The organism is Rossellomorea sp. GCM10028870 (assembly GCF_042666755.1).
GTDB lineage: Bacteria > Bacillota > Bacilli > Bacillales > Bacillaceae_B > Rossellomorea.
Genome location: NZ_JBHTGN010000001.1, coordinates 1,290,139 through 1,314,629 on the forward strand (window position 1 = coordinate 1,290,139; position 24,491 = coordinate 1,314,629).

The following is a 24,491-nucleotide window of genomic DNA, read 5'->3' on the forward strand; positions in this document are numbered from 1 at the left end:
TCCCCTCCCGTGATAATCTAGCTTATCATACTATAACCGACAGGGGACGACAATAAGGAAATGTACGCTATTGATCAGAGCACTTCCAATGAATCATCAGCCAAAATGTTCACGAAAGGAGTCTAAAATCAATTTTCTGAGTCAAATCAACAAAAAGCACAGTAAAGGGCTTCCCTATACTGTGCTTCTGACCTAATGAATATCTTTCTTTTTGAACCTCCCCCCCCTTACCTCTGCTATATCAGCAATAGCTAGAAAAGCGGATGGATCATGTTCAGCGACGATGTCTTTAAGTTTGGCTTCCTCCAGACGTGTGATGACGCAGAATATCACTTTTTTGTCATCTCCTGAGAAGGCTCCTTCCCCCTTCAAATAGGTCACTCCTCTCCCCAGTCTGTGTAAGAGAGCATCACCGATTTCCTTATAATTTTCACTTATGATCCAAACCGATTTGGATTCGTCCAACCCTTTAATGGTAATATCAATCATTTTAAAAGCTACGTAATAGGCCAGAAGTGAATACATGGCTCTATCCCAGCTAAATACAAATCCGGCGGAAGCCAAAATGAATAGATTGACAAACATAATAATTTCACCTACAGAGAAGGGCAGCTTTTTACTTGATAAGATAGCAAGAATTTCCGTACCATCCAGGGATCCACCGTAACGAATGACCATACCCACTCCTATTCCAAGAACGATTCCTCCGAATAAAGAAGCCAGTAGAATGTCTTGTGTGAAGGCAGCTACCGGATGAAGAAAAGTAGTTGAAATCGACAGTATAATAATGCCGTAAAGTGTAGAGAATGCGAAGGTTTTTCCGATTTGTTTATAACCGATGAAGAAAAAGGGGATGTTGAGAATAAAGATGAAAAGACCAAGTTTAACGCCTGTAATATGGGAGAGCATAATGGAGACGCCAACGATTCCTCCATCAATGACCTGATTCGGGACTAGAAATATTTCAAGACCAACTGCCATAATCATCGCCCCGATGGTAATGAGGACAGCTCTTTTCACTACCTCTTTAAGGGGAATCTTTTTATGCTTTACTTTCACTTGCTGCAATTGATTTATTACCTGTCCTTCAATCATCTTCATTCCTCCTCCAAAGATAAACATCACGCGACAACTACTGAACTCATCTCACTGGAATCAAAATGATCTATGTAACAAACAGAAAACCAATACCCTTAAGTTCCCTAAAACAAGCTTGTATAACTTATATATTCTATTATCCCCTCCAAAATACCTGCTTATAGTAAGGGACGGACCTCTAAATGAGCACAGTCCAACTTCCATTGGCTTAACGAATACTTGGTTTTAATCCTTCTAATCAAGTTATCCAGCCATTCTCTATTTAACATTTCAAGGTCCGTCCCTCTGCCATTAAATTTGACTCGAAGGGGAAAATGAAGTATTTTTAATACTTGTATATTCATATTTTGGATAAGCTGGAACTGTTTTCTGTTTCCAGGTAAATTAGGTTTTGGAGGCTTTTCTTTGATTACATTAATCAAAACTTTGTTGGTCAATATTACAATATTGTTTTCATTTACGTATAATGCTAACGTATTATTTCCATTTAAAGAGAAACAAGTTCCACATTTTAAACATAAAATCACTTATGGTCTTATCGCATCCTTTGGGGCTTTACTGTGTATGCTCTATCCGATTGAAACCCTTGGAGAAACTCACTTTGACTTACGCATGATCGCCATTTTAATTGCGACAATCTATGCCGGTTTATTATCAGGATCGATCGTTTTAGGATGCGTGATCATCTTCCGCTATTTAATAGGCGGTCCATATGTCATGGTTGGAATAGCGGTCTCAGTTCTGGCATTTGTAATAGGCATTCTCTTTCGTAGGCTGTTATTAGATACACAATATAAATTATTGGGGAGTACAATCATCTTCCTGGTTCATTCATTGTTTTACATCACGATTATAAACAACTATATTCCTATTCTTCATTTGCCGTTTTATTTTATTTATTTCTCTGTTTTCTATTTTACTTTTCTAGCTCTGGTGTTCATTATTGAACATTTGATTCGAACGAACAAACAGATCGAAGAAATGGTGTATCTCGATAAATTGAATATGGTGGGCCAGATGGCAGCTTCCATCGCCCATGAGATTCGAAATCCCCTTGCAACCGTCAGAGGGTTCATCCAGCATCTAAGCGAGGACACTGAGGATGAACAGTTTAAAAGGTACTCTCCTCTTATTCTAAATGAATTAGATCGTACGAATAAAATCATCACAGATTATCTTAGCGTAGCAAGACCTGGTGAATTTCAGCTGTCTACAATCAACCTGGAAAGAGTGATTCAGGACTGTGTCGACTTACTAAGACCATTTGCCTCCTATTCGAATACATCGATACTATTCCATCAAAATGGCACCCATTATATTAAGGGTGATGAGCATCATATGAAGCAAGCGATTATGAACGTCATAAAGAACGGTATTGAATCCATTGATGAAAATGGGGAAATCATCATCTTTTTAAAAGAAGACTCTTCCAGGGACAATGTGGTAATCAATATTTCAGACACGGGAAAAGGAATGACTGGGGATGAGTTGAAAAAGATCGGGTTACCTTTTTACACCACGAAAACAAAGGGCACCGGCCTTGGAAGCATGGTGACGAATAAAATCATTCGTGAAATGGGTGGAATGATTGAGTACGAAAGTGAGTTGAATAATGGCACCGTCGTGAAGATCCGTCTACCTCTCACAACTAAACAATAATTCTCACCAAAAGCTTAGGGTATTTTAACCTAAGCTTTTTTATTAAAAAATCTCATCTCTCTTAATCTATGATACACTTAATTCATCAAGATTTTCCAGTTCTTTCACAACCTGATGGGAGGCTAAATACAATGAGCAAAAGATGGACATTCCTATTTCTAATAGGTCTAATCGTAACACTTTGCAGTATAACCATTCTCAATAAGCCGACAGAAAAAGATTTTACCCTTTGGCTGCAAGAAGAATACACTATTGATTGCAATAAAGACTGCTCTATCATTGAATTGGAAAGTGGTAATGGCAACATCACAGAGAGGATTAAGCTTGCAAATGGAAACGGGGCCTTTTCTCCTGGACTATTTACATTACATATAAATAGACACTACATAAGCCTGTATGACCCGAACCGCATATTTAGTCTAGAAGTCATCGGATTTAATGGAAGATTCTACAAAATGAATTCCGAAAATCGGATTGAGAAATACGGTCTGTTAGAAAATCGGGAATGAATAAAGAACGCAATACAGTTTACATAATTATATTATTGATAAGTGTATACCCATTACAAAACCCGACTCTACAATAGAGCCGGGGTTTCTGCCTGCTATTCCAAAAACCTCAACAAATCTCCATAAATGATATCATCCGACATCGCCAACTCTTTTCTTACCGTTTCTTTGAACGGCTCGCATAATGATTCAGTAGCGGATGTTTCACTATTCTTGTCATAGCAAACATTGTCTTTAAAGACGTACTTTTCTGTAACAAAATCTCCATCCCTGAAAATGACTGGATGATCTTCCTTTCTAGTGAACAGGTTATGACCAAATGAAAGATTATCTTTCATCTTAATCCCCAATAAGTGAAGAATGGTTGGACGAATATCGATTTCTCCCCCTATGGTCTCAATCGTTTTCCCTTTTTCTCCCGGGACATGGATAATGAGGGGTACCTGCTGAAGCTTCACATGATTCACCGGGGTATCTTCCTGCCCCAAAAGCTCGAACACTCCATTTTCATATTTTTCTGAGATGCCATAATGGTCTCCATAAAGTACAAATACAGTGTTCTCATACATTCCGTTTGCTTTAAGCTTGTTAAATAATGTCTTTATCGCTTCATCCTCGTAACGTACCGTGGTGACATAACGGTTAACAACATCCTCCCCTGTGGAAGCCTCTGGAATAAGTTTATCTTCTTCTTCTAATAAAAAGGGAAAGTGATTCGTCAGCATTATGAGACGCGTATAAAATGGTTGCGGCAATTTTTCAAGATATGAAATAGATTGTTGGAAGAACGGAATATCCTTTATTCCATAATTGACTGAGTTATCTTCAGATACATTGAAGTCTCTTTTCGAAAAGTAGCGATCATATCCTAACGATTCGTACATCACATCACGATTCCAAAACGAACGATCATTCCCATGAAAAACAGCGGCATAATAATCTTCTTTCTGTTTCAAAATATGGGGCATGCTTTTATAACGGTTATCAGGTTTACGAACAAAAGCTGATCCACTAGCTAAGGGATATAATCCTGTATCAATCATAAACTCAGAGTCTGACGTCTTTCCTTGTGCAGTCTGGTCATAAATTTGATTGAAATAAAAACTATCCTTAATTAAAGAATTCAAGAACGGTGTGATTTCTTCTCCGTTGACTTTTTGATTGATGACAAAATTCTGTGTAGATTCCATACTGATTAATACGAGATTTTTTCCTTCTGCAACTCCAAATAAGTCTGACTCATTTCGCTTCTTGGATTGTGTATATTTAAGGGATGCTTCTGTATCTGATTTACTGGCAAGCATCTTAGTGAATGGAACCGTAGATTCGACCCCAATATCATATAAATGATAATTATAAGGTCCCACTGATTTGACCATTTGCTCTCTGTCGTAGGATTCAGCAAATAAATACGGTGATTTCACTAGCCCTAATCCAACTGTAACGAGTAGTAACAGGAGGCTTAATCCGATATATGAAAGCTTCCACCTTTTTGACACATTAACGGGATGAGTCCACTTTTTCTTTAATAACCATCCGAGCAGAAGGAAATCTGTAATTAAGAGAAGGTCCCAAGGACTCATCAGTTCAAATGTACTTGGCCCGATGCCCCCTACATTTTTAAACTGAAATAGAATCGGAACGGTTACAAAATCGGAGTAAAACCTAAAATACAATAGATCACCGTATAGTAGACCAGTTGCAATCCCCATGGCAAGGACGACAACAGAGGGTTTTATCTTTTTTGAGAAATAAAAACTGAACCCGACTAATATCATTAACGAACCAATGGAATTGAATAAGATAAGTAATAAGTCCAAGAAGGATTCTATATGCAAATTAAATCCAATAAGGGAAACTAAAGCGGTCTTTAACCATAGGGTTACAAGGGCAAACCCTACTAGTTTATATGTTTTAAAACGGGAGAAAAAAAGGGTAATCCGACTCATTTAACAGCCCTTGAATCGACATTGCTTTGATATTCTTTGTTGAGTATGTTCATTGCTTTCAAAACCTTTCGTTCGTTTTGTGTTCCCATGAGTGCCACCTGCACCCAGTTCCTCTTAACCAAATAGTCACTTTCGTAGCTTAATAAAATACCTCTATCTTTACAAACATCTCCAAACTGTCTACTACACTGTTCCCTCTCTAGTGCAATTGTAATCACTCCTGGGGAATAGTTTTTATCACCTAGTATATGAAATCCTCCTAGTGTTAACACACACCGTACTTTATGAGCTAATTTTTCATGCATTTCATACTCAATAAAATGCAGTGCCTCCTTTAGTGCCCTTACTAGGTTAGATGAGTGGGTAAATGGGATGCTTCCATTCACCTCGTACATTCCCATATCCAAGTACCTTGGAATTGATGTGCTGGATTGTATATCGTCCCTATGAAATACAATAGCGAGGCCGGGATAAGAGCCTAACCCCTTCCCACTGACTGTTGTGGCAAAGTACACTTCCTTGAAGTTCACTGGAATGGTCCCAACAGAACTACAGGCATCGACGCATAGCTCTACTCCATACGTTTTACACAAAGAAAGTAGCCCGTCCAAGTCATACAAATAGCCTGTCGACGTTTCACAATGAACCGTCCAAAGCCATTTTATGTTCTGATTTTTCTGGAGTAGGCTTTCCACTTCGACCAATGAAATGGGTTCATTCCAATCCTTTTCAAACGTTTGAAAATGTAAATCAAACCGGTATGCGTGATCAATCAACCGGTACCCAAATTCTCCGTTTGCCAGGATAAGGCCGCTGCCTGACAAACATTTCAGCTGAGCTGCAACCATGTCATTAGATAGGGTACCCGTTCCCACTGCAACTTCTGTATAGTTTGCGTTTGTTATCTCGCATAATGATCTTTTTACTTCTTCCATTTCATGAATAAACATCGTGCTTCTATGAGAAACGGGTTCTCTTTTGAAAGCTTCTTCTACCTTTCCATGAAGTGGAACCGGCCCTGGAAGGAAAGAAAGCGGAACTGATTTTTCTGTTTTGCGAATCATTAATCGCTGAAAGGCTTTCGTCGAATTTTCGAAGCTATGACGGGTTAAATACATTGGCTGGAATTTTGCCCCTTCCTCCCCTACTAGATCGGCAAAGGGCTGGAAACCTATTCGTTTATACAATTTCAGCTGACGAACCGTCCCTGAAATGAGAGCCATCGTATATCCTTTCTCCAAACAATAAGATACTAAACGCTCACATAATTGATAAAAAACCCTCGTACTTCTATACGCTTCCTTTACAGATAATAAGCGAATTTCACAAGGGACAGCATCAGTCGGCAAATATTCATTAAGATTTCTCAGTTTTAAATCCAATGAGAAGGGACGCTTGTCACGAACTGCAATCATGCCCACCACTTCACCTTGATCTTTAGCAATCACATATGTATTTTCATCGTGAAACTTATCAATCAGTTTGCGTTCTTGATTTCCTTCGTGCTGAGGTATTTCTTCTACAAAGGTCTCATAATTCAATGTATAAATTTGTTGAAACTCATATGATTCACTTGCTATTTTATACTGAAGAGAAAGGTTGTCCATTCTCGTACCTCCTATGTATCGACAGATTGCTGCTTCATCGTTTATGAGCCCATAGTACAAAAACAAATAGTGACAATAATCCGATTGAAATGGTGAATGAACCCTCAAGCACATACGCCGTAATCGGAATGCTTGCCATTGAAAGAAAACCGGCTATGGGGTATCTTCTCAAAATTAGATATAAGATTCCCATAGTGATGGCGAAAATCCCAATGGTAAGGGGACTAAGAAATAAGGCAGATGCTAAATAAGCAACTACTCCCTTTCCACCGTGAAATCCAAGCTGGATTGGAAACAAATGTCCGATCATGGCAAATATCGAACTGAGAACTAAGTAACTCTCGCCTTCTGCCAGTTGTGCCGTGATCATGATTGCAAGAATCACTTTCCCGGCATCAATCAGGAGCGTCAGAAGAAATCCTTTTTTCCCTATTGCTCTACCTGCGTTCGTCGCACCGACATTTCCGCTTCCCAGTTTACGGATATCTTCACCGGTAAACATTTTCACTATATAATAAGCACCTGTTATACTTCCCAGTCCATAAGAAACCAAAATGATAATACTTATGATCATACTATTACTCATCATACCTACACCTGTCTTTTCTTATATGTTAATAGACGGATTGATACCCGAGAAAGTTTCATATATTTACAATTCCCCTACACTCTTCCTTTTTCTTAAGAGATAGAACGGTAAATAAAGGAGGATGAATAATATAAGGGCGACACCTTCAAGAGCAAGGAGGTACCAGGGATACTCGCCTAAATAATCTATGGGACTTGCATTATACGGTTTATGAGAAAGAAACATATAATTTGCTCCAACCAGTCTGTTCAACAAAAACACGATAACAGCGATCAGATTTAAAGCGATGAATGCCCTAACCATAGATCGGAACGTTATTGTGAAGCCTTCTATCCATACCATGTACAAACAGGATATAACGATCGTCAGATGTGCTAAGAAAAATTGAAAATAACGAAAATGAGGAAAACCAAAAAACAACTCAGGTGTCACGATGGCAATAAAAGCACCCGTCATACTGGCAAAAAAACTGATTTCAAAGATTCTATAGCTTTTCGTTATGAGCATGATCGTGCACAGATACAATGAGATGGAACATAATTGAAACGGCAAATTAATGGCTACATCCCAATGATCATTGATAAAGTACCAAATCTGAAATAATGCTTCACTCAAAACCATAAGCACCACCAGAAGCCATTTAAACACACTCTTACCCCTGCCGTTTAGTTGATTTCTGAACACATACAAACCGATCATACATCCAAACGAGACAATCATTGCTACCACATGGGATACCGAAAACAACTCAAAAGGATACTCCTCATATCTAAAATTCATCATCTCTTTCACCAAACCCCTCAACTCCCCTTCGAACACCCATCTATACTATATTCTCTTAATCCTTCCTCAATTCCTTTAAGGGACGGACCTCCCCAAAGATATCTAGCAATCATCGCCCTTAACACAATCGAAATATTCCATCCCTCCCCATTCCCTTGCTCTAAGTATTTAACCCCATGACAAAAAAATCCCCGTTAAGAATCAATCAGATTACTTAACAGAGATTTCTCCACTCTATAACTATATAAATCAAGTTTGCAACTAACATACATCTATAAAAAAACTCCCATCTCAATAAGGAAATGGGAAATTTTTTGCTTTATTGAACCTTACGCAATGGAACGTCTTGGTTCTTATAAATGAAATCAAGAGCCAGTCGATTAAATTCACTTGGCTTCTCTACATTGCACACATGTCCACAATCCTCAATGAACACTTTCGTAGCTGAGGGATCTCCCTTTGTATCCTGATCAAGTGACTGAACAAATAGATGATCTTCTTTCCCGGAAATATAAAGCTTAGGAACATGAGAAGCCCTTTCCTGCACAGAAGCGTACGTTGATTTCACAAAGGGTGTCAGACGATACCATCCGAGAAAATCATTACGATTCATTTTCTTTGCTTCGCGAATGAATAACTTTCTCGAAATTCTGTGATTGCTTTTAGGCATCATGATGTAGGCGAAAATTTTATACAACCACATGAATGGGATCATGTTTTTCACTGCATCACCAATTTTAAGTAGTGTATTGGATAATAAATTGAATCTAGTGATACATCCCCCTAAGACGGCACTTTTTACTCTGTTTGGAGCAGCTTGTAATAAAGCGTGAATTAGAACCGATCCTAAAGAAATTCCAATAAAATGAGCACGTTCCACTTTAAGATGATCTAATACCTTAAGAACTTCACGCACATTTAAATCAATTGTAAACTTTTCATTATATGATTCTACGCTTGGGGACTCCCCATGCCCGGGCAAATGAATCGTTATTACATTATAATATTTTTTGAATATATCGAGCTGCTTACCGAAAATTCTCGAGTTTCCTCCAATTCCATGAAGAAACACCACATATTCTTTGCCGACTCCTTGATGAACATTGTATTCTAGCATCAATTCTCTCCTTAAAACAGCATAACCTACCAAAAGAATGAATGAATCAGCCAATTATTCGAGAACCGTTTTACTTCTATTAACTATTCTTTAATGTAAAAATCGATTTTCAATACAATTGCTTGATGCACTCTAAACTCTTGAAGCCTTACCTTAATTATCTATCATTCTAAACTATATGAAGTCGCTTTGTCATATAATAGCTGAAGAAATTCCGAACATTTTGTGATGAATGGGAGAATACCTGCCATTTTTAGAAATCCCTTACATTTATCGACATGTGGCCATCTAATTTTCAGCTCGGTAACAAGAAGCCTATACTTCCTTCACCATCATGACATCTTTCGTGAGCTCACTTAAACCCAATTCCTTTTGGATATCCTTTTCAGGAATATCTGACGCATGAAACGTAATGGTTTCGGCTCCCCTTGACCTTGCCTCGTTCATCAACACACAAATCATTTTACCCTTATGAGTCTTGAATTCTTGTAAAACCCCAAATGACAATACTTCACTATACTTTGTATCTTCACGTAACGTTATGCCCATGACGCCAATCATCTGTTCCTCGTAAAAAAACGCAATGGAAAAGTCAAAGTCAACGGATGAATAGTATTCTTCCATCATTTTGATTTGGGCTTCATTCACTTCAACCTTTTCCTCAATTATGGAACGCCAATCTTCAAATTTCACTTTGCACACAATTCCCATATTAACAGTGTAACTTATGAATAAATTCCCTCTCAAGAATGTACTAAAACAAAATGTAGATCCAAACCTAATTATGAGATTGGGATACATTTTCTTTCATATGCCTTACTACCGCACTAAAGAAGTGTTAGAAGAATTAAATAACGGACATTAATCAATTTCCAAAAAAAGAGCTACCCAGGTCGGCAGCTCTCTTTACTATTATTTTTTATACTCGTATTTAACGAACAACGGTAGAATCAACGAGATCACAAACGCCAAACCTACGATCACACCAAAAGTCATCGGTTTTGATAACCCTTGTTCAGGTGCAATCAATAATCCGAATACAACTGCTGGAACGATGATTAGAAATGAAACAAAAAATTTTGAGGCAAAATTTATTGTATGCTTTTTACCACATTGACTGCACTCAATAGGTTTATAAGATCTCCAAATGGAGAATAATAACTCTTTCCATTGAAACTGATTCTTACATACATTACACTTCTGCAAAGCATTTCCCCCTATGTAAAACATCTACTCTACTCTCTAGTGTACCATTTTTAACACTTGAGGAGTTACTTTTCTTCACATGAAACATTCCAAGAGAGGATCCCTTCTTCCACCTCTGCTAAACCCTCGTTGCTCTCACACGCTTCAATTGCCTTTTTTAAACCCATTTTATCTAGCATTACGATGGTAATCACCATCAGAATCGTAAGGATTACAAGTAAAGACTTCTGTTTCACCTTCATACATTGAAAACCCCTTTAAAAAACGCCTGATATTCCACTTATAGGGAATTATACCATATCCACCCTCCGAATTGACCTATACAAGGAAATTCGCACTTAAATATATATTCATGCAGGAATTTAAAACTTTCATTCGAATTATGTACTATAACACTTATACATAAGGGGTAACTGCATTGATACAATCATTTAAATTAAACGTTCAAACATTAGGTCAGAAGATGCCCGTTTATATTTTTAAAGTCGATGATGTTCTTGTTGATACGGGACCATACAGTATGAAAAATGAAGTACGTACTATTTTTAAAGAGCTCCAGATTAAAGAAGTCATTCACACTCATCACCACGAGGATCATACTGGTAATAGTTCTTGGATTGAAAGGTTTTACTCCATTCCTCAATGGATTCATCCTTTAGGGGTGGAAAAGTGCAATGACAATACTAAACTTCCTTTTTACAGAGCTATGTTCTGGCATAATCGTCCAGCGTTTCACCCTTTACCACTTCAGAAGGAAGTATTTAAAACGTCGAAACACTCCTTTAGAATTGTTCATACACCTGGACACGCTGAGGATCACATTGTTCTCATTGATGAAGAGAAGGGCATTTGCTTTTCTGGGGATTTATATTTATTCCATTCTCCTACTTCTAATTTTTCATTCGAGTCTGTACCAGAGCTCATTCGATCAATAGACAAAACACTGCAGTATTCCTTTCAAGAAGTGTATTGTTCACATCAGGGGTACTTGAAGCATGGGAGAAAGCTTTTAGAGAAAAAACGAGACTATCTTATCAACCTTCAAGAAGCCGTCACCAAAGCCCACCTGGAGGGAAAATCGCCTAAAGAAATTCGTAATCACCTGCTGCCAAAAAACAAACTCTTTCAATACATCTCACTCTTTGAAAACTCGCCTACACACACAGTCAAATCAATCATCAAAGAAATATCCTAAAAAGGAAGGTCCGTCCCTCTTCACGTACGAGGGACGGACCTTCCTTTTAATGATCTTCGATGCTGGTGAAGTTTCGTTTGAGTTCAAGCTGACAAATGACATCCAAGATTCTTGTTCCGATGAATTGGCAGGCAATAGCAAATAGGATGATTTTCAAATCTACCACGATTCCTGTCAGAAGTAACAGATTACCATTAATGACAAACAGTGTTTTTCCAGGGGTGTATCCTCTAAGCTTTGAAATGATTAGGGCTAAAATATCCATCCCACCTGAGGATGCTCCCATTCTGAAAAGGATGCCTATTCCTATTCCGAAAAGGATGCTGCCAATGAGGAGATCAAAGAAAACAATTGAAACTGTACTCGTGATTAAGGACGATGTGAGATTCACCACACCCGATGTGACTGTCACACAATACATGGTCCATATGGTATTTTCTTTTCCTAACCATTTAACTGCCGCTAATAATAAACCTGCATTTAATGCCCACAGCGTAATGGCAAATGGAACATTCATCAAATAGTTTAGTAGTACACTTACACTTGCGGCTCCACCTGAGGGAATGAAGTGAGGAAACAAAAAAACCGACATGGCCAATCCTTGAATGCTTGCTGCTACACCTAAAATAGTACCTTTTCTTACAACATTCATATGTACATTGCTCCCGATTCTGTATAGGACTCTATTTCATAGTCTAGTAGCTCTTTACCCCCTGTGCAACAGAGAAATGAAAATGGATAGATGGACCACTTAATATCCTTCACAAATTACAGGCATATTTTCAGGTAAAGCAATGGTTTAGTACTATTAACTCGGACAATTAAATCTTTTCCAACCCACTTTATCTTTCATTTAACAAATGCATGTCTTCCTTTTCACACCGACCCTGCCTTTATCTTCTATCTTCTTTATGTAGCTTGTAGCTACCGGTACTTTACATGCTGTATCTCCAACATCGACATGTACCCTCCCAATTTTTTTCGCCACTTGTTTTGCCTCATCTAACAAAGGAGCTACATGTGCTCCAACAGAAATGACAAATCCATTCATTACGTAACGTACTCTATTTCTCTCTTCATGAATCGTATTTTCAATATGTTTCAGATACTGTTTGATTTCGTCTATATTGATTTCTTGATCTGAGGTTATACTAATATACCCTGCATAGGCACTCCAACCAGCCGTTGCCACCATTTCATATTCCGATTTGATCCACTCGTTTGCTAATTCAATAGCGTAGGCGCTCTCCGCGGTTACATTAGCGACAGTGTATTCAGCCAGCATATACCAATCTGCTTTATCGACCCAATCCTGTAGCATTTCCTTATTCATATTTTTGGGATTTACAGATAGCCCCGCCAGGTACATGGCATCGAAGTTGCCCGATTCGTACAGGCTTAGTACAAGCCCTTGATCATTTTTCACATGTTTAACCAGTTTTTTTAAGTCACCAATTTTCACTCCGAATAATGGTTCATGTGCGCCATGACGTAAATATGTATTCTTGGTCTGCTCGTTCCCCATTTCTTCAAGTGCTGCCATCACTTCATCAAAATTCATGTTTAACCACCTCTTCAACATTAATTGTTCACTTGTTTCTTCCTATACATGAATAGTTACTTCTTTCCTTCATTCATCTTCCTTTCATGTTCGATCAACCATTTTTTCCGGGTAAGACCTCCTGCATAGCCGGCAAGATCTCCATTTGTTCTGATCACTCGATGACAAGGAATGATGATGGCAAGCTGATTACACCCATTGGCCCTTGCAACTGCTCGAACAGCTGCTGGGCTGCAAATATTTTCAGCGATTTCAGTATAGGATCTGGTTTGTCCACAAGGTATCCTTTGCAATTCTCTCCAAACGTTTTCTTGAAAAGGCGTTCCGGTGATTTTCAAAGGGGTTTGGAAGATTGATAAAGCGCCTTCAAAATAGGCATTTAATTCCTTTTCAATGGAACGAAGTGGCTCTGTAGTACCGGGAATGATTGCTGCCTTTGTTTTCTCCCGCATTCTTTCCACTTCTTTTTCTAGACCGCGTCGGTCAACAAACTCCAACAGGTAAAGTGCCTCTTCGTCGGAAATTCCAATCATCGGTCCAAGTTTCGTATCAACCCAAGCTGCTTTAAGTATTTGATGTTGATGTGACATAGCGGGTGCTGTTCCCATAATTCTCGAAAAAGCATCTCTAAATCCACTGCTTGATTCATATCCCGTTGTAAGTTGAGCATCTATGACCATCGACCCTGACCTGATGTGCTTCATGGCAAGCCCCATCCTGCGGGCTCTGGCATATTCCACAAAGGTCATACCGAACCGCTTCTTAAATTGACGCCGAGCAGTTGATGCATCAATGGATAGCTCCTGAAAATCCTTATCCTTCCAACGTTTTTCAGGATTTGATTCAACAGCCTCTACCAGCTTTTTCACGACATCCGAAATACTATTTGGGTACGTTAACGGTTGGCATCTTTTACATGGTCGAAACGACGCCAGAAGGGCTTGTTGAGCTGTTTCATAGAATTCACAGTTCTCAAATTTAGGTTTTCTTGCAGGACAAGTCGGGCGGCAAAATACACCTGTCGTTTTAACCCCTACATAAAAAACCCCATCATATTCCGTTCTTTTTTCAATTAAAGCTTGATAATACTCCCTTTGTAATTCGACTGAAATCATCCTCATTCCTCCATTTTATTATCCTAGTCTTATTATAGCTCCAATCAAAAAACGCTGCCGCCGAAAATCAGGCATCGTTTTTTTAGAATTATTGAAGTTCCATTCATCTCTACGAATACTGAGGGACGGACCTATGGATTCCAACAAAATATTGTAACAAGCAGGGATTCTATAACCCAATAGATAAAGTATTAAAGTAGCGAATATTTATCATTCAACCTAAATTACTATAAAGGAGAATCCCTTATGAAACTGACAACACAACAATGGAATACTGCAGCTACCTATATCAAAACCCATGCAAGACCAATTGATCAAAAGATATTCAGCTATTTTTTTGAAGAAGGAAGTAAAGAGGAAGCAATCATAGAATTATCTCGTTTCCAAAATGCTGACGGAGGATTCGGCCGCTCTTTAGAGCCAGATTTCCGCTTGGATAGTTCATCTCCAATGGCAACAACCGTTGGATTACAGTTTGCCAAAGACTTAAAGCTTTCAGCCAGCCATCCTATCGTTCAAAAAGCGATGAGCTATCTACATGACACATACGATGAGCAAATCAACGGCTGGCATGCTGTGCCTGAAGAGGTTAATTCTATTCCCCACGCTCCCTGGTGGCATTTTGATTCTGATAAGGGATATTGCCGCGTTCAAACGACTTGGGCGAACCCTAACGCTGAAATAGTAGGTTATTTCCACTTATTCCACCCAGAACATCCACGCTTACAAGAGTGGACTGAAAGAGCGGTCACAGAATTAAAGAATCTTCCACATCCGATAGAAATGCATGATTTTCTCTGTTATCAACGACTCCTTTTTGAGGTGAAAGAAGAAACGGAATCCAATCTCTATAGAATTCTTTCTTCTTCCGTACGAAAGACGGTTTGTACCGATCCATCACGCTGGAATGAATATGTAGCCAAACCATTGCAGATAGCCAGTCATCCTGCTTCCCCGTTTTATGAAGCGTTAAAAGCGGAGGTATATATGCAATTGAATGTCGAAATTGAAGCACAACACCAGAAAGGTTATTGGCATCCCAGTTGGTCCTGGTTCGGTCAATTTGACGAGACATGGCCAGTTGCTGAAAAGGAATGGAGAGGAATATTGACCCTTGGTATGCTACGGATTTTAAAGACCTATGGTAGGGTAGAATGTTAATTAATAATAAAAAATCCGGAAGACTTCCCTTCCGGATTCTAAAAATTATTTAAAGTTGTCTTCAAACCATCTTTTTGCTTCATCTACTTCGTCACGACGAAGCTCGTGACCGCCTTCAGTCCAGAACTCTTTCACCTGTGTTCCGGCATCATGAAGATTTTTCACAAGTTCTTTTGTCTCTTGTAGGGGAATGAGTGGATCTCGCTTACCAGCCCCAATGAATACATTAACATCACTTAAATCGGGAAGCTCGACATTTCGTCTTGGAACCATGGCATGAAACAGGATTCCACCTTTTAATGCATCCTTGTAATGATACATTAAACTAGCCGCGATATTCGCTCCATTGGAGTAGCCTAACGCAACGATATTGTGACGATCGAATCCATAGTTATTAGCGCTCTCGTCGATGAATTCATTTAATTCCTTCGTTCGGAATACTAAATCCTCTTCATCAAACACTCCTTCCCGTAAGCGGGCAAAGAAGCGGGCCATTCCATTTTCATCCACATTCCCTTTTACGCTTAATACCGTAGCATCGGGCTCAATCATCTCAGCCAGCGGTAATAGGTCCCGCTCATCTCCACCTGTTCCATGAAGGAGTAGAAGTATGGGTAAGTCTTTATTTCCTTGTTTAAAAAGATGTTTCATGCTGCCTTCCTCCTTTATTCTTTTGTATCTAAGGGTTTTAATTTAGCTTCTATGGAATCTCTTTGTGCTTCAAAATATGGTGGAAGTGATAAATTTTCACCTAAAGTATCAAAATCTTCATCGGTCTCAAAGCCAGGTCCGTCTGTAGCCAGCTCGAAAAGAATGCCATTTGGTTCACGGAAGTAGAGGGAACGGAAATAGTATCTTTCAACAAAGCCTGAATTCGGCAGGCGGTTTTGAGTGATCCACTCTACCCACTTTCGCAATTCATTTTCATCTTCAACACGGAAAGCGACGTGGTGAACACTTCCTCTTCCCGGTCTTTCTTGCGGAATATCGCTCCGTTCTTCTATATATACCTCTCCACCAGTACCGCCATCCCCTGTTTCAAACACGCGGATATCGGGTTGTCCATCTACATCTGAAGGAAAAGTCCTTGTTTCTCTAAAACCTAATACGTCTCTCAATACCATTGCCGTGTTTTCCCCACGGGCGACCGTCAGCGTAACAGGACCCAGGCCTACAATGCCATGCTCAACTGGTACAGGGCTCTTGTCCCAAGGCTTGCCGCCAGGAACTCCTTCGTTCTTTTCATCTGACACAAGCATGAGACGCTGTCCTTCAAAATCACGGAAGCTCAGTGTTGCCCTCCCACTATTGTGAGAAATCCCGTCATGCTCGACACCTTTCTCTTCAAAGCGGTTTTGCCAAAAAGCAAGAGACTCATCCGTGTTCACTCGCAGTGCCGTTAATGAAATACTATTCGTCCCTTTATACGTATGCCCCGCATGTGGAATTTCGAAAAATGTCAGGTCCGTCCCTGGATTTCCTCTTTCATCTGCATAGAAAAGATGGTAGACGGATGTATCGTCTTGGTTGATCGATTTTTTCACGAGTCGAAGCCCTAGTATTTTTGTATAGAATTCGTAATTTTTCTTTGCATTTGCTGTAATCGCAGAAACGTGATGCTGCCCTTTAAGTGGTTTTAAGTTCATAGCAGATTCACTCCTTTGTGATATGCTTGCTTACTTACTATCTACATCATACACAAAAATTATCTTTAATTCAAGATATTTTATTTCAAAGTGTTAGCTATTGCTTTTTCTATTCTCTTTTCTTGTGTACGCTGTTTCAATAAGCCTGTTTTTCGTAAACCTTGTCACTATTCGAAGGAAATCCACCAAAAAAAAGCATCCGTACACCTTGTACGAATGCTTTTCATTCTATTCAATTATACGACTTCATTATTCTTAATGGTCAGAGCCTGTGACAGAGTTGAGGTAATCGTAAGGTTTTCAAAATTCACTCCAAGCTGAACGGCTGTTTGTGCTATCTCTGGGCGTAGCCCAGATAGAATCGGCTTAACACCGATCAACTGAAGTGCATCTATTAGCTGAAAGATTTGATGGGCAACCATCGTATCTATTAATACAACTCCAGATAAGTCGATGAACAATTGAGAAACTTCCTTGTTAACACATTGTTCTAACGCATTCTCTAATATTAATTCCGCTCGTGAAGGATCAATATTACCAACAAGGGGTAAAAGTGCTGTATGTCCATTTAAGGATATGACAGGTGAACTTAATTCATTGATCACTTCCTGCTGGGATTGAATCTGCTCTTCCACCACTTTCGTTTGCAGCTCAACAAATCGCAACATAGCCCGGTCAAATGCTTCAATGATTACTTGATTCCAACGGCTGAATTGTTCGAATATGTTTTCTTCCATATGAGTTTCCGCATATTCTTTCAAGAATTCCAGGTATTGATGTCTAACCCTCATGAATTCTTTAAGAATATAGTGATTTGGCGTTTCTAGATGTTCTTTGTCCTCTGCAATGGTCAAGACCCATTCATCGATCCTCTGGTTAAACGTTTCTTTATCCTCAGCAAACACACTACAAAGAATGCCGTGAAACTCAAAGTTTTGTTTTTTTAAAGTTTCTATCACCTTGGGATCTGAGGAAGAATAAACACCACTTGTTGTGTTTTTATCCAGGGAGTTATACCAATCTTCCGTTAATTGACGAGCCTTACTTAATAAAAATGTATGTAGTTCCCGATTTCTGTGCATGTATGATTCCTCCTATGATATTATTCTTCTTCCCTGTCTGACGCAATGAGTAGTTGGGAAATCATACTCTTTTCTCATGTAACTTCGTATAAAAAATTTGACTTTTCGTACAGGTTCAAGTTAATCAATTCACTGTAATTCTCGACATTTTCTTATACTATCCCTCATTCTATATCACATTCATACCAAATTTCCATTCAGACACACTTATCTGTGAGCATTCCAGGTCCGGCCCCAAGTAATACCATTTACTACACTATTCAAATTTAATAAAAATCCAGATCAATTATGAGTATATTCTAAAAACATTACATTATTTTGTAAAATCAACTCTACAATTCACAATATAAAGTGTATAATGGGGGTATTAACTGAGAAACAGACAGCAGGTATGTCTCGATATACTATTTCGATGTATATGAATCTCCTACTAGAAACCAACCGCAAATCTTAATATGATGTCGTAATCCTACTACTTAGTCATTTGTCAAAATAGTTGGGAGCTGATGAGAGAATGAAAAACAATTTGACAAGAAGGTGTATTGAATCACTTGCTATCCAAAGTGCCTATCATTTCTGTGAGACTATAGGAATCAAACCCAGTTTAGTCAATCTGACGATGATTACAGGATTCTCAGAAGAAAGAATACTGGAAATACTCGAAACGAAGTTTAGTAATCAAAGTGTTAAAACAGAAGATCACTCTTTCTAACTCTGTGTTTCCCCTTTATTACTCTACAAGCCGATTGTCCTTCATCCCCTAACCTTTAACTTTAAGTTCTTTCATCACCAAAAAATTCCATTTTTATTTTGAAACAGTGGGTCCTTGCCGATCTTACCAGCAGCTTAATAAGAATAGACTTTTGAACTTATCGCCATAAGTAAATAAGGCAACTCCACTTTGGAAGTTGCCTTTTTAATATGAATTTTATAATACATTAAAATACCTTGCTTCAGGGTGAGCGAAGACCATCGCTGTTACCGATGCTTCTGGTTCCATCATACATCCGTCTGTTAAATGGATTCCAATTCTTTCAGGTTGAATTAGCTTAAACAGCTTTTTCTGATCCTCAAGTTCGGGACAGGCGGGATAACCAAATGAAAAACGCTGTCCTTGATAGAGAGTCCGGAACCGGTCCTGCATCGTAAAATCAACGGGATCAGGGAACCCCCATCTGCTTCTCATCATTTCATGCACTCTTTCAGCCAGTCCTTCTGCTGTTTCTAAGGCAAGAGCCTGCAGGGCGTGACTTTCAAGGAATCGGCCATCTTCCTTCATCTCACTTGCCCACTGCCTGATTTTCACACCGGCCGTTACCGCAAAGAAACCGACATAATCCATTTCTCCACTTTCTACCGGCCGCAAGTAATCTGCTAAACATAAATGCTGATTTCCTGCTTGTCTTGGAAAATGAAATCGTTCTATTTCTGTGGAAGAATCATCCGGGTGATAAATAACAACATCTTCTCCATCTGATTGAGCAGGGAAAAATTGATATCTTGCAGCTGCCTGAATCATCCCTTCCCTATTTGCTTTTTGGAACAATTCATCTGTTACTGCTTTTAGACCGACCGTCCGCTCGTCTCCCTCTTCCAGTAATCTTGAAATTTTCCCTTTAATCCCCAGATGATGCCCAAGCAGCATTTGCTGATTAATGTAGGGATGAATTTGATCAAGTGAAAATTCTTTTATGGTATGTGGAATCAAGTCAGAAGGGACATGAACCTTTACATCTTTTGCAACTGTTGAACGTACTTTCACCGCAACAGAAGCTGTATTTCGATTCGGTGAATCTTCATTCGAAACGACCTTACTTAACTTATCGCGACACTCTTCTTCCAACTGCAATCTTGTTTCTTCATTTTGAATCTTATTCATGATGCCAAGTCCATCCATTGCATCCTTCGCATAAAGAACCAGCCCATCGTATTCCCGGCCAATTTTATTCGTAGTGAATTTTCGGGTGAGTGCCGCACCACCTACTACAAGAGGAACTGAAATATCAGACTGTTTTAAATCTTGAGCAGTAATGACCATTTGTTGGGCAGACTTCACAAGGAGCCCGGACAAACCTACGATATCCGGCTTTTCTTCCCGTATAACTTCTATCAGTTCCTGAGGGGTCACTTTAATGCCTAAATCAATCACTTTATATCCATTATTACTGAGAATAATATCAACGAGATTCTTACCGATATCATGAACATCCCCCTTAACCGTAGCTAAGATCACTTTGCCTTTCGAAGATGAACTTTCCGTTTGTTCCATATGTGGTTCCAAATGAGCAACGGATGCTTTCATGACTTCGGCACTCTGTAATACCTCCGCTACAATCAGCTGGTTATCATTAAATAATCTTCCGACTTCACTCATTCCGGCCATAAGGGGGCCATTGATGATATCCAGGGGAGCATCATATTTCTCCAAGGCGATATTTAAATCGGCAATCAGTCCCTCCTTCGTCCCTTCCACCACATAATGAGCCAGTCTCTCCTCTAGATTCATAGTATTGACGGGTACCTTTACTTCTTTCTTTTTCCCTCTATAAAATGCTGTAAATTCAGCCAGGGTTTCATCCGTCGTTTCAAATAAGAGTTTCTCCGCCATTCGAACTTCTTCTTCAGGAATAGAGGCAAAGCGCTCTAGTTTTTCCGTATTGACTATGGCATAATCAAGGCCCGCTTTTGTACAGTGATAAAGATACACAGCATTGAGGACTTCTCTTCCGACAGGAGGCAGTCCAAAAGAAACATTACTAACCCCTAAGATATGAGGGCATTCAGGTAAGGCTTCCTTAATCCGTCTTATCCCTTCAACGGTGGCATTGGCTGAACCGATATATTGCTGATCCCCTGTTCCCACAGGGAATACGAGAGGGTCAAAGATGATGTCTTCTGAGGCAACCCCATATTTCTCTGTTAACAGTTTATGTGAACGAAGGGCAATGTCTACCTTACGTGCGACTGATACACCCATTCCTTTTTCATCAATCGTCCCTACTACAACCGCCGCTCCGTATTCCTTCATCAGCTTTGTAATCTTCTCAAACCGCTCCTCTCCGTCTTCAAGATTAATCGAGTTAATGATTACTTTCCCTTGAGAATATTTTAAAGCGGTCTCTAGCACTTTCTCATCCGTTGAATCAATGACAAGTGGAACTTTTACTTTTTTCACAACCTCCTGGATAAATACATTCATATCATCTACTTCTTCACGATCGGGATCTGCAAGGCAGATATCGATCACCTGAGCTCCATTTTTCACTTGTGCTCTCGCAATCTCTGACGCTTCTTCTATCTTATTTTCTGCAATCAATCGTTTAAATTTACGTGAACCGATGACATTCGTCCGCTCTCCGACCAGAATCGGTCTTCTGTCTGCATCCTCATAGACGAACGCTTCAATTCCCGACACCGCATGAGGGTGAGACTCATTGGGTTTACGAGGAGGTAATCCCTTTACCACATTTGAAAGGGCACGAATATGCTCCGGTGTCGTTCCACAGCACCCTCCAACAAGATTCACCCAGCCTTTCTCAGCAAAACCTTTCATCTTTATACTGAGTGAATCAGCCGTCTCATTGTAATTTCCTTCTTCATCAGGAAGTCCTGCATTCGGATAACAGCTTACATAGGTAGTGGCTAAGCTTGATAAGGAACGGATATGGTCACGCATAAATTCAGGTCCTGTTGCGCAGTTTAGACCAACTACCAAAGGGTTTAAATGTTCAAGGGATAAATAAAATGCTTCGATGTTCTGGCCGGCGAGTGTAGTGCCCATAGGCTCAATGGTTCCGGATAACAAAATGGGGATCACTTTCCCTCTTGATTCAAAAGCAGTTCGAATTCCGAGGTTTGCTGCTTTTACATTTAACGCATCCTGACTCGTTTCAAGTAACAGGACATCGACTCCTCCATCGAGAAGACCTTCTGCTTGAACCCGGTAGTTGTCTACTAAGTCATCGAAGCTTACCCCTCCTGTAACAGATAAGGTTTTGGTAGTGGGACCGAGAGATCCTGCAACAAACCTGGGCCACTCGGAAGTTGAGACATCTTCTACTGCTTTTTTGGCGATTTCAGCTGCTACTTTATTGATTTCGTATGCTTTAGATCCTATATCATATTCGTCCAACACAATGGGGGTTGCCCCAAACGTATTCGTTTCAATCACATCAGCCCCTGCTTTCAAATATTCCAGGTGAATCTGATAGATGACCTCCGGCGCTGTTAAAACCAGATTTTCATTACATCCTTCAAGCTCTTCTCCACCAAAATCCTCTGGGGATAAATTCGCTTGTTGAAGCATCGTTCCCATTGCTCCATCGAGTACGAGTATTTTTTTCCTAAGCTGTTCTTCAAACAAAGTGATGGCCATAGGGAACCTCTCTTTCTGTGCTGGTTTTCTCTTGTATATGATGAATCAGTTCAATGCTCATATCGTACCTGACAAAAGGCGTGATAAGATAAATCCCATTAAAAAGATCTATTGCTGTATCAAGTAAGTCTTTTGCAATATCCATTCCAACTGCTCTTGCAACTACAGGATCACTTCCCGCTTCCTTCATTCTTTTTCTTGTTTCTTCTGGAACATTGATTCCCGGTACTTCATGATGGAGAAACTCAGCATTTCTCGAACTGATTAATGGCATGATTCCGATAAAGATCGGAACATCTAAATGCTTCGTAGCTTCATGTACTTGAATCAGCTGTTCTTTCCCAAAGATCGGTTGAGAAATGAAATAGTCAGCTCCGGCTTTCTTTTTCTTTTCAAGCCTTTTTACAGAAGCGTCTAAATGACGGAAATTTGGATTAAAGGCCGCTCCTACTGAAAATTGAGTACGTTCCCGGAGTGACTTACCGGAAAAGGATATCCCCTCATTGTTTTGTTTGATGAGTTCAATAAGTTCAAGGGAAGATAAATCATAAACGGATGCTGCCCCAGGAAAGTCTCCAATCTTCGCCGGGTCACCCGTAATCGCTAAAATATTGTGAATGCCCAACGTGTGCAATCCCATAAGATGGGATTGAAGTCCTATCAGGTTACGGTCCCTGCAAGTGATGTGAACTAAAGGTGTAAGATCAAATTTGGACCTGACCAGACTCCCAATGGCGTCATTACTAATACGAGGAGATGCTAACGGATTATCAGCAAGCGTGAGTGCGTCAATTCCAGCTTTCTTTAATGCCTCAGCCCCTTGGAAGAACAGCTTTGTGTCGAGATGTTTAGGTGGATCGAGTTCAACAATGAGTGTTTTCTTTTCTCTTACATGCTCATGCAGCAAGTTTCCCCTGATTGAAGGTGATGATAACTGAACAACCTTTTTTGCTTTCACCACTTTCTCTTTAACAGGCTCACGGCTTTTTAATCTGCTTGCTACAGAACGAATGTGATCAGGTGTGGTTCCACAGCAGCCTCCAATGATTCTTGCACCTTGCAGTCGCAACTCATTGCTTATATCCCCAAAGTAATCAGGCTCAGCAGAGTAATAGAATCGACCTTCTTCATAGTTTGGCAGACTGGCGTTTGGATAGACGGAAAGAAATGCCCTTTTAGGTAATGGAACTTCCTCTAATGAGTTCACCATATGAAATGGCCCCATGCGGCAATTGATACCGACAACATCGGCCCCTAATAATTCTAATTGCTGAAGTGCGTCTTTTATCTCCATTCCATTTTGAAGAACTCCTGTTTCATGTAGAGAAACTTGAGCAATGACAGGAATGTCCGTTTCACGTTTGACAATGTTTAAAACCGTGGTTAATTCCTCGAAATCATAATAGGTCTCAAGCAAGATGCCATCTACACCTTCTAATAATAAACAGTAAAGCTGTTCCCGAAAGCTTCTTTTGATTTCTTCCAGCGACACATTTTGTTTAATGCCCCTGATTCCCCCGATGGTCCCCAGAATATAGGTGTTAACACCAGCGGCTTTTCTTGCTAGACGCACTGCAGCTGTATTTATTTCCTTAACCGAATCCTCCAATCCGTATCTGGAAAGCTTTTGATAATTGGCTCCATACGTATTGGTCTGAATGATATCTGCTCCTGCATCAATATACTCCTTATGGACTTTCAACACTTCATTTGGGTGGGAAAGATTCAATTCTTCAAAGCATCTGTCCACTCCATATGAATACAACAACGTTCCAATGGCCCCATCTGCAATCAAGATTCTCTCTTTCAGTGCTTCTAGCAACGGCTTCATGACATTCC

General features: G+C 39.6%; 22 protein-coding genes. 5 read left to right on the top strand and 17 right to left on the bottom strand.

The genetic code is table 11. The features are described 5' to 3' along the window. Positions 1-192: 192 nt before the first annotated feature. Positions 193-1,095, bottom strand: coding sequence for a YitT family protein (locus ACFQWC_RS06770; protein WP_187443370.1), 903 nt, complete (start codon positions 1,093-1,095; stop codon positions 193-195). A gap of 408 nt (positions 1,096-1,503) precedes the next feature. Here ACFQWC_RS06770 and ACFQWC_RS06775 point away from each other — a divergent pair, with 408 nt between their 5' ends. Both ACFQWC_RS06775 and ACFQWC_RS06780 read left to right on the top strand, forming a co-directional pair. Beyond that, positions 1,504-2,757 (top strand): ATP-binding protein, encoded by a 1,254-nt coding sequence (locus ACFQWC_RS06775; protein WP_341357901.1) that lies wholly within the window; start codon positions 1,504-1,506, stop codon positions 2,755-2,757. A gap of 131 nt (positions 2,758-2,888) precedes the next feature. Further along, a complete protein-coding gene (locus ACFQWC_RS06780; protein ID WP_377106650.1) occupies positions 2,889-3,266 on the top strand; it encodes a hypothetical protein in 378 nt (125 codons plus the stop codon). A gap of 95 nt (positions 3,267-3,361) precedes the next feature. Here ACFQWC_RS06780 and ACFQWC_RS06785 read toward each other — a convergent pair whose 3' ends face one another. The 8 genes from ACFQWC_RS06785 to ACFQWC_RS06820 form a co-directional block, all read right to left on the bottom strand. After that, positions 3,362-5,215 (bottom strand): LTA synthase family protein, encoded by a 1,854-nt coding sequence (locus ACFQWC_RS06785; protein WP_377106652.1) that lies wholly within the window; start codon positions 5,213-5,215, stop codon positions 3,362-3,364. Beyond that, on the bottom strand, positions 5,212-6,822 hold the full coding sequence (locus ACFQWC_RS06790; protein WP_377106654.1) for an aminotransferase class V-fold PLP-dependent enzyme: 1,611 nt from the start codon (positions 6,820-6,822) through the stop codon (positions 5,212-5,214). The genes ACFQWC_RS06785 and ACFQWC_RS06790 overlap by 4 nt, the downstream gene beginning before the upstream one ends. 34 nt (positions 6,823-6,856) lie before the next feature. Then, a complete protein-coding gene (locus tag ACFQWC_RS06795) occupies positions 6,857-7,408 on the bottom strand; it encodes a glycerol-3-phosphate acyltransferase (RefSeq protein WP_299741166.1) in 552 nt (183 codons plus the stop codon). A gap of 66 nt (positions 7,409-7,474) precedes the next feature. Then, entirely contained in the window at positions 7,475-8,191 is a 717-nt protein-coding gene (locus ACFQWC_RS06800) for a YwaF family protein (RefSeq protein ID WP_377106656.1), read from the bottom strand. Positions 8,192-8,513: 322 nt separating this feature from the next. Next, positions 8,514-9,311: an alpha/beta fold hydrolase gene (locus ACFQWC_RS06805; protein WP_299741164.1), complete on the bottom strand. Its 798-nt coding sequence runs from the start codon at positions 9,309-9,311 to the stop codon at positions 8,514-8,516. 315 nt (positions 9,312-9,626) lie between these two features. After that, on the bottom strand, positions 9,627-10,004 hold the full coding sequence (locus tag ACFQWC_RS06810) for a hypothetical protein (RefSeq protein WP_377106658.1): 378 nt from the start codon (positions 10,002-10,004) through the stop codon (positions 9,627-9,629). A gap of 219 nt (positions 10,005-10,223) precedes the next feature. After that, the gene (locus ACFQWC_RS06815) at positions 10,224-10,517 is read right to left on the bottom strand and encodes a TIGR04104 family putative zinc finger protein (RefSeq protein ID WP_299741160.1); all 294 of its coding nucleotides are present in this window, start codon (positions 10,515-10,517) and stop codon (positions 10,224-10,226) included. A gap of 65 nt (positions 10,518-10,582) precedes the next feature. Beyond that, the gene (locus tag ACFQWC_RS06820; protein WP_299741158.1) at positions 10,583-10,759 is read right to left on the bottom strand and encodes a hypothetical protein; all 177 of its coding nucleotides are present in this window, start codon (positions 10,757-10,759) and stop codon (positions 10,583-10,585) included. Positions 10,760-10,935: 176 nt separating this feature from the next. Between ACFQWC_RS06820 and ACFQWC_RS06825 the strand changes: the two genes are divergently transcribed. Next, entirely contained in the window at positions 10,936-11,712 is a 777-nt protein-coding gene (locus tag ACFQWC_RS06825; protein WP_299741156.1) for an MBL fold metallo-hydrolase, read from the top strand. A 46-nt stretch (positions 11,713-11,758) separates the two neighbouring features. On the opposite strand, the gene ACFQWC_RS06830 is transcribed toward ACFQWC_RS06825, so the two are convergent. From ACFQWC_RS06830 to ACFQWC_RS06840, 3 genes are all read right to left on the bottom strand, one after another. Next, positions 11,759-12,364: a YitT family protein gene (locus ACFQWC_RS06830; protein ID WP_299741154.1), complete on the bottom strand. Its 606-nt coding sequence runs from the start codon at positions 12,362-12,364 to the stop codon at positions 11,759-11,761. 201 nt (positions 12,365-12,565) lie between these two features. Then, positions 12,566-13,273 (bottom strand): DNA alkylation repair protein, encoded by a 708-nt coding sequence (locus ACFQWC_RS06835; RefSeq protein ID WP_299741152.1) that lies wholly within the window; start codon positions 13,271-13,273, stop codon positions 12,566-12,568. A gap of 56 nt (positions 13,274-13,329) precedes the next feature. Continuing rightward, a complete protein-coding gene (locus tag ACFQWC_RS06840; RefSeq protein ID WP_377106662.1) occupies positions 13,330-14,388 on the bottom strand; it encodes a bifunctional transcriptional activator/DNA repair enzyme AdaA in 1,059 nt (352 codons plus the stop codon). Positions 14,389-14,634: 246 nt separating this feature from the next. Here ACFQWC_RS06840 and ACFQWC_RS06845 point away from each other — a divergent pair, with 246 nt between their 5' ends. Further along, entirely contained in the window at positions 14,635-15,549 is a 915-nt protein-coding gene (locus ACFQWC_RS06845) for a hypothetical protein (RefSeq protein WP_377106664.1), read from the top strand. Between the two features lie 45 nt (positions 15,550-15,594). Here the strand turns inward: ACFQWC_RS06845 and ACFQWC_RS06850 are convergent, their stop codons facing one another. The 3 genes from ACFQWC_RS06850 to ACFQWC_RS06860 all read right to left on the bottom strand — a co-directional run bounded on the left by ACFQWC_RS06850 (position 15,595) and on the right by ACFQWC_RS06860 (position 18,277). Beyond that, entirely contained in the window at positions 15,595-16,200 is a 606-nt protein-coding gene (locus ACFQWC_RS06850; protein ID WP_377106666.1) for an alpha/beta hydrolase, read from the bottom strand. Positions 16,201-16,214: 14 nt separating this feature from the next. After that, positions 16,215-17,195, bottom strand: coding sequence for a ring-cleaving dioxygenase (locus ACFQWC_RS06855; protein WP_299741145.1), 981 nt, complete (start codon positions 17,193-17,195; stop codon positions 16,215-16,217). Between the two features lie 236 nt (positions 17,196-17,431). After that, entirely contained in the window at positions 17,432-18,277 is an 846-nt protein-coding gene (locus tag ACFQWC_RS06860; protein WP_299741143.1) for an STAS domain-containing protein, read from the bottom strand. 514 nt (positions 18,278-18,791) lie between these two features. Here ACFQWC_RS06860 and ACFQWC_RS06865 point away from each other — a divergent pair. Further along, a complete protein-coding gene (locus ACFQWC_RS06865; RefSeq protein WP_299741141.1) occupies positions 18,792-18,989 on the top strand; it encodes a hypothetical protein in 198 nt (65 codons plus the stop codon). A gap of 216 nt (positions 18,990-19,205) precedes the next feature. Here ACFQWC_RS06865 and metH read toward each other — a convergent pair whose 3' ends face one another. After that, entirely contained in the window at positions 19,206-22,652 is a 3,447-nt protein-coding gene (gene metH / locus ACFQWC_RS06870; RefSeq protein WP_299741139.1) for a methionine synthase, read from the bottom strand. Next, positions 22,633-24,483 carry a bifunctional homocysteine S-methyltransferase/methylenetetrahydrofolate reductase gene (locus ACFQWC_RS06875; protein ID WP_341357889.1) on the bottom strand — a complete coding sequence of 617 codons (1,851 nt, stop codon included), beginning with the start codon at positions 24,481-24,483 and terminating at the stop codon, positions 22,633-22,635. The genes metH and ACFQWC_RS06875 overlap by 20 nt, the downstream gene beginning before the upstream one ends. Positions 24,484-24,491: the final 8 nt, after the last annotated feature.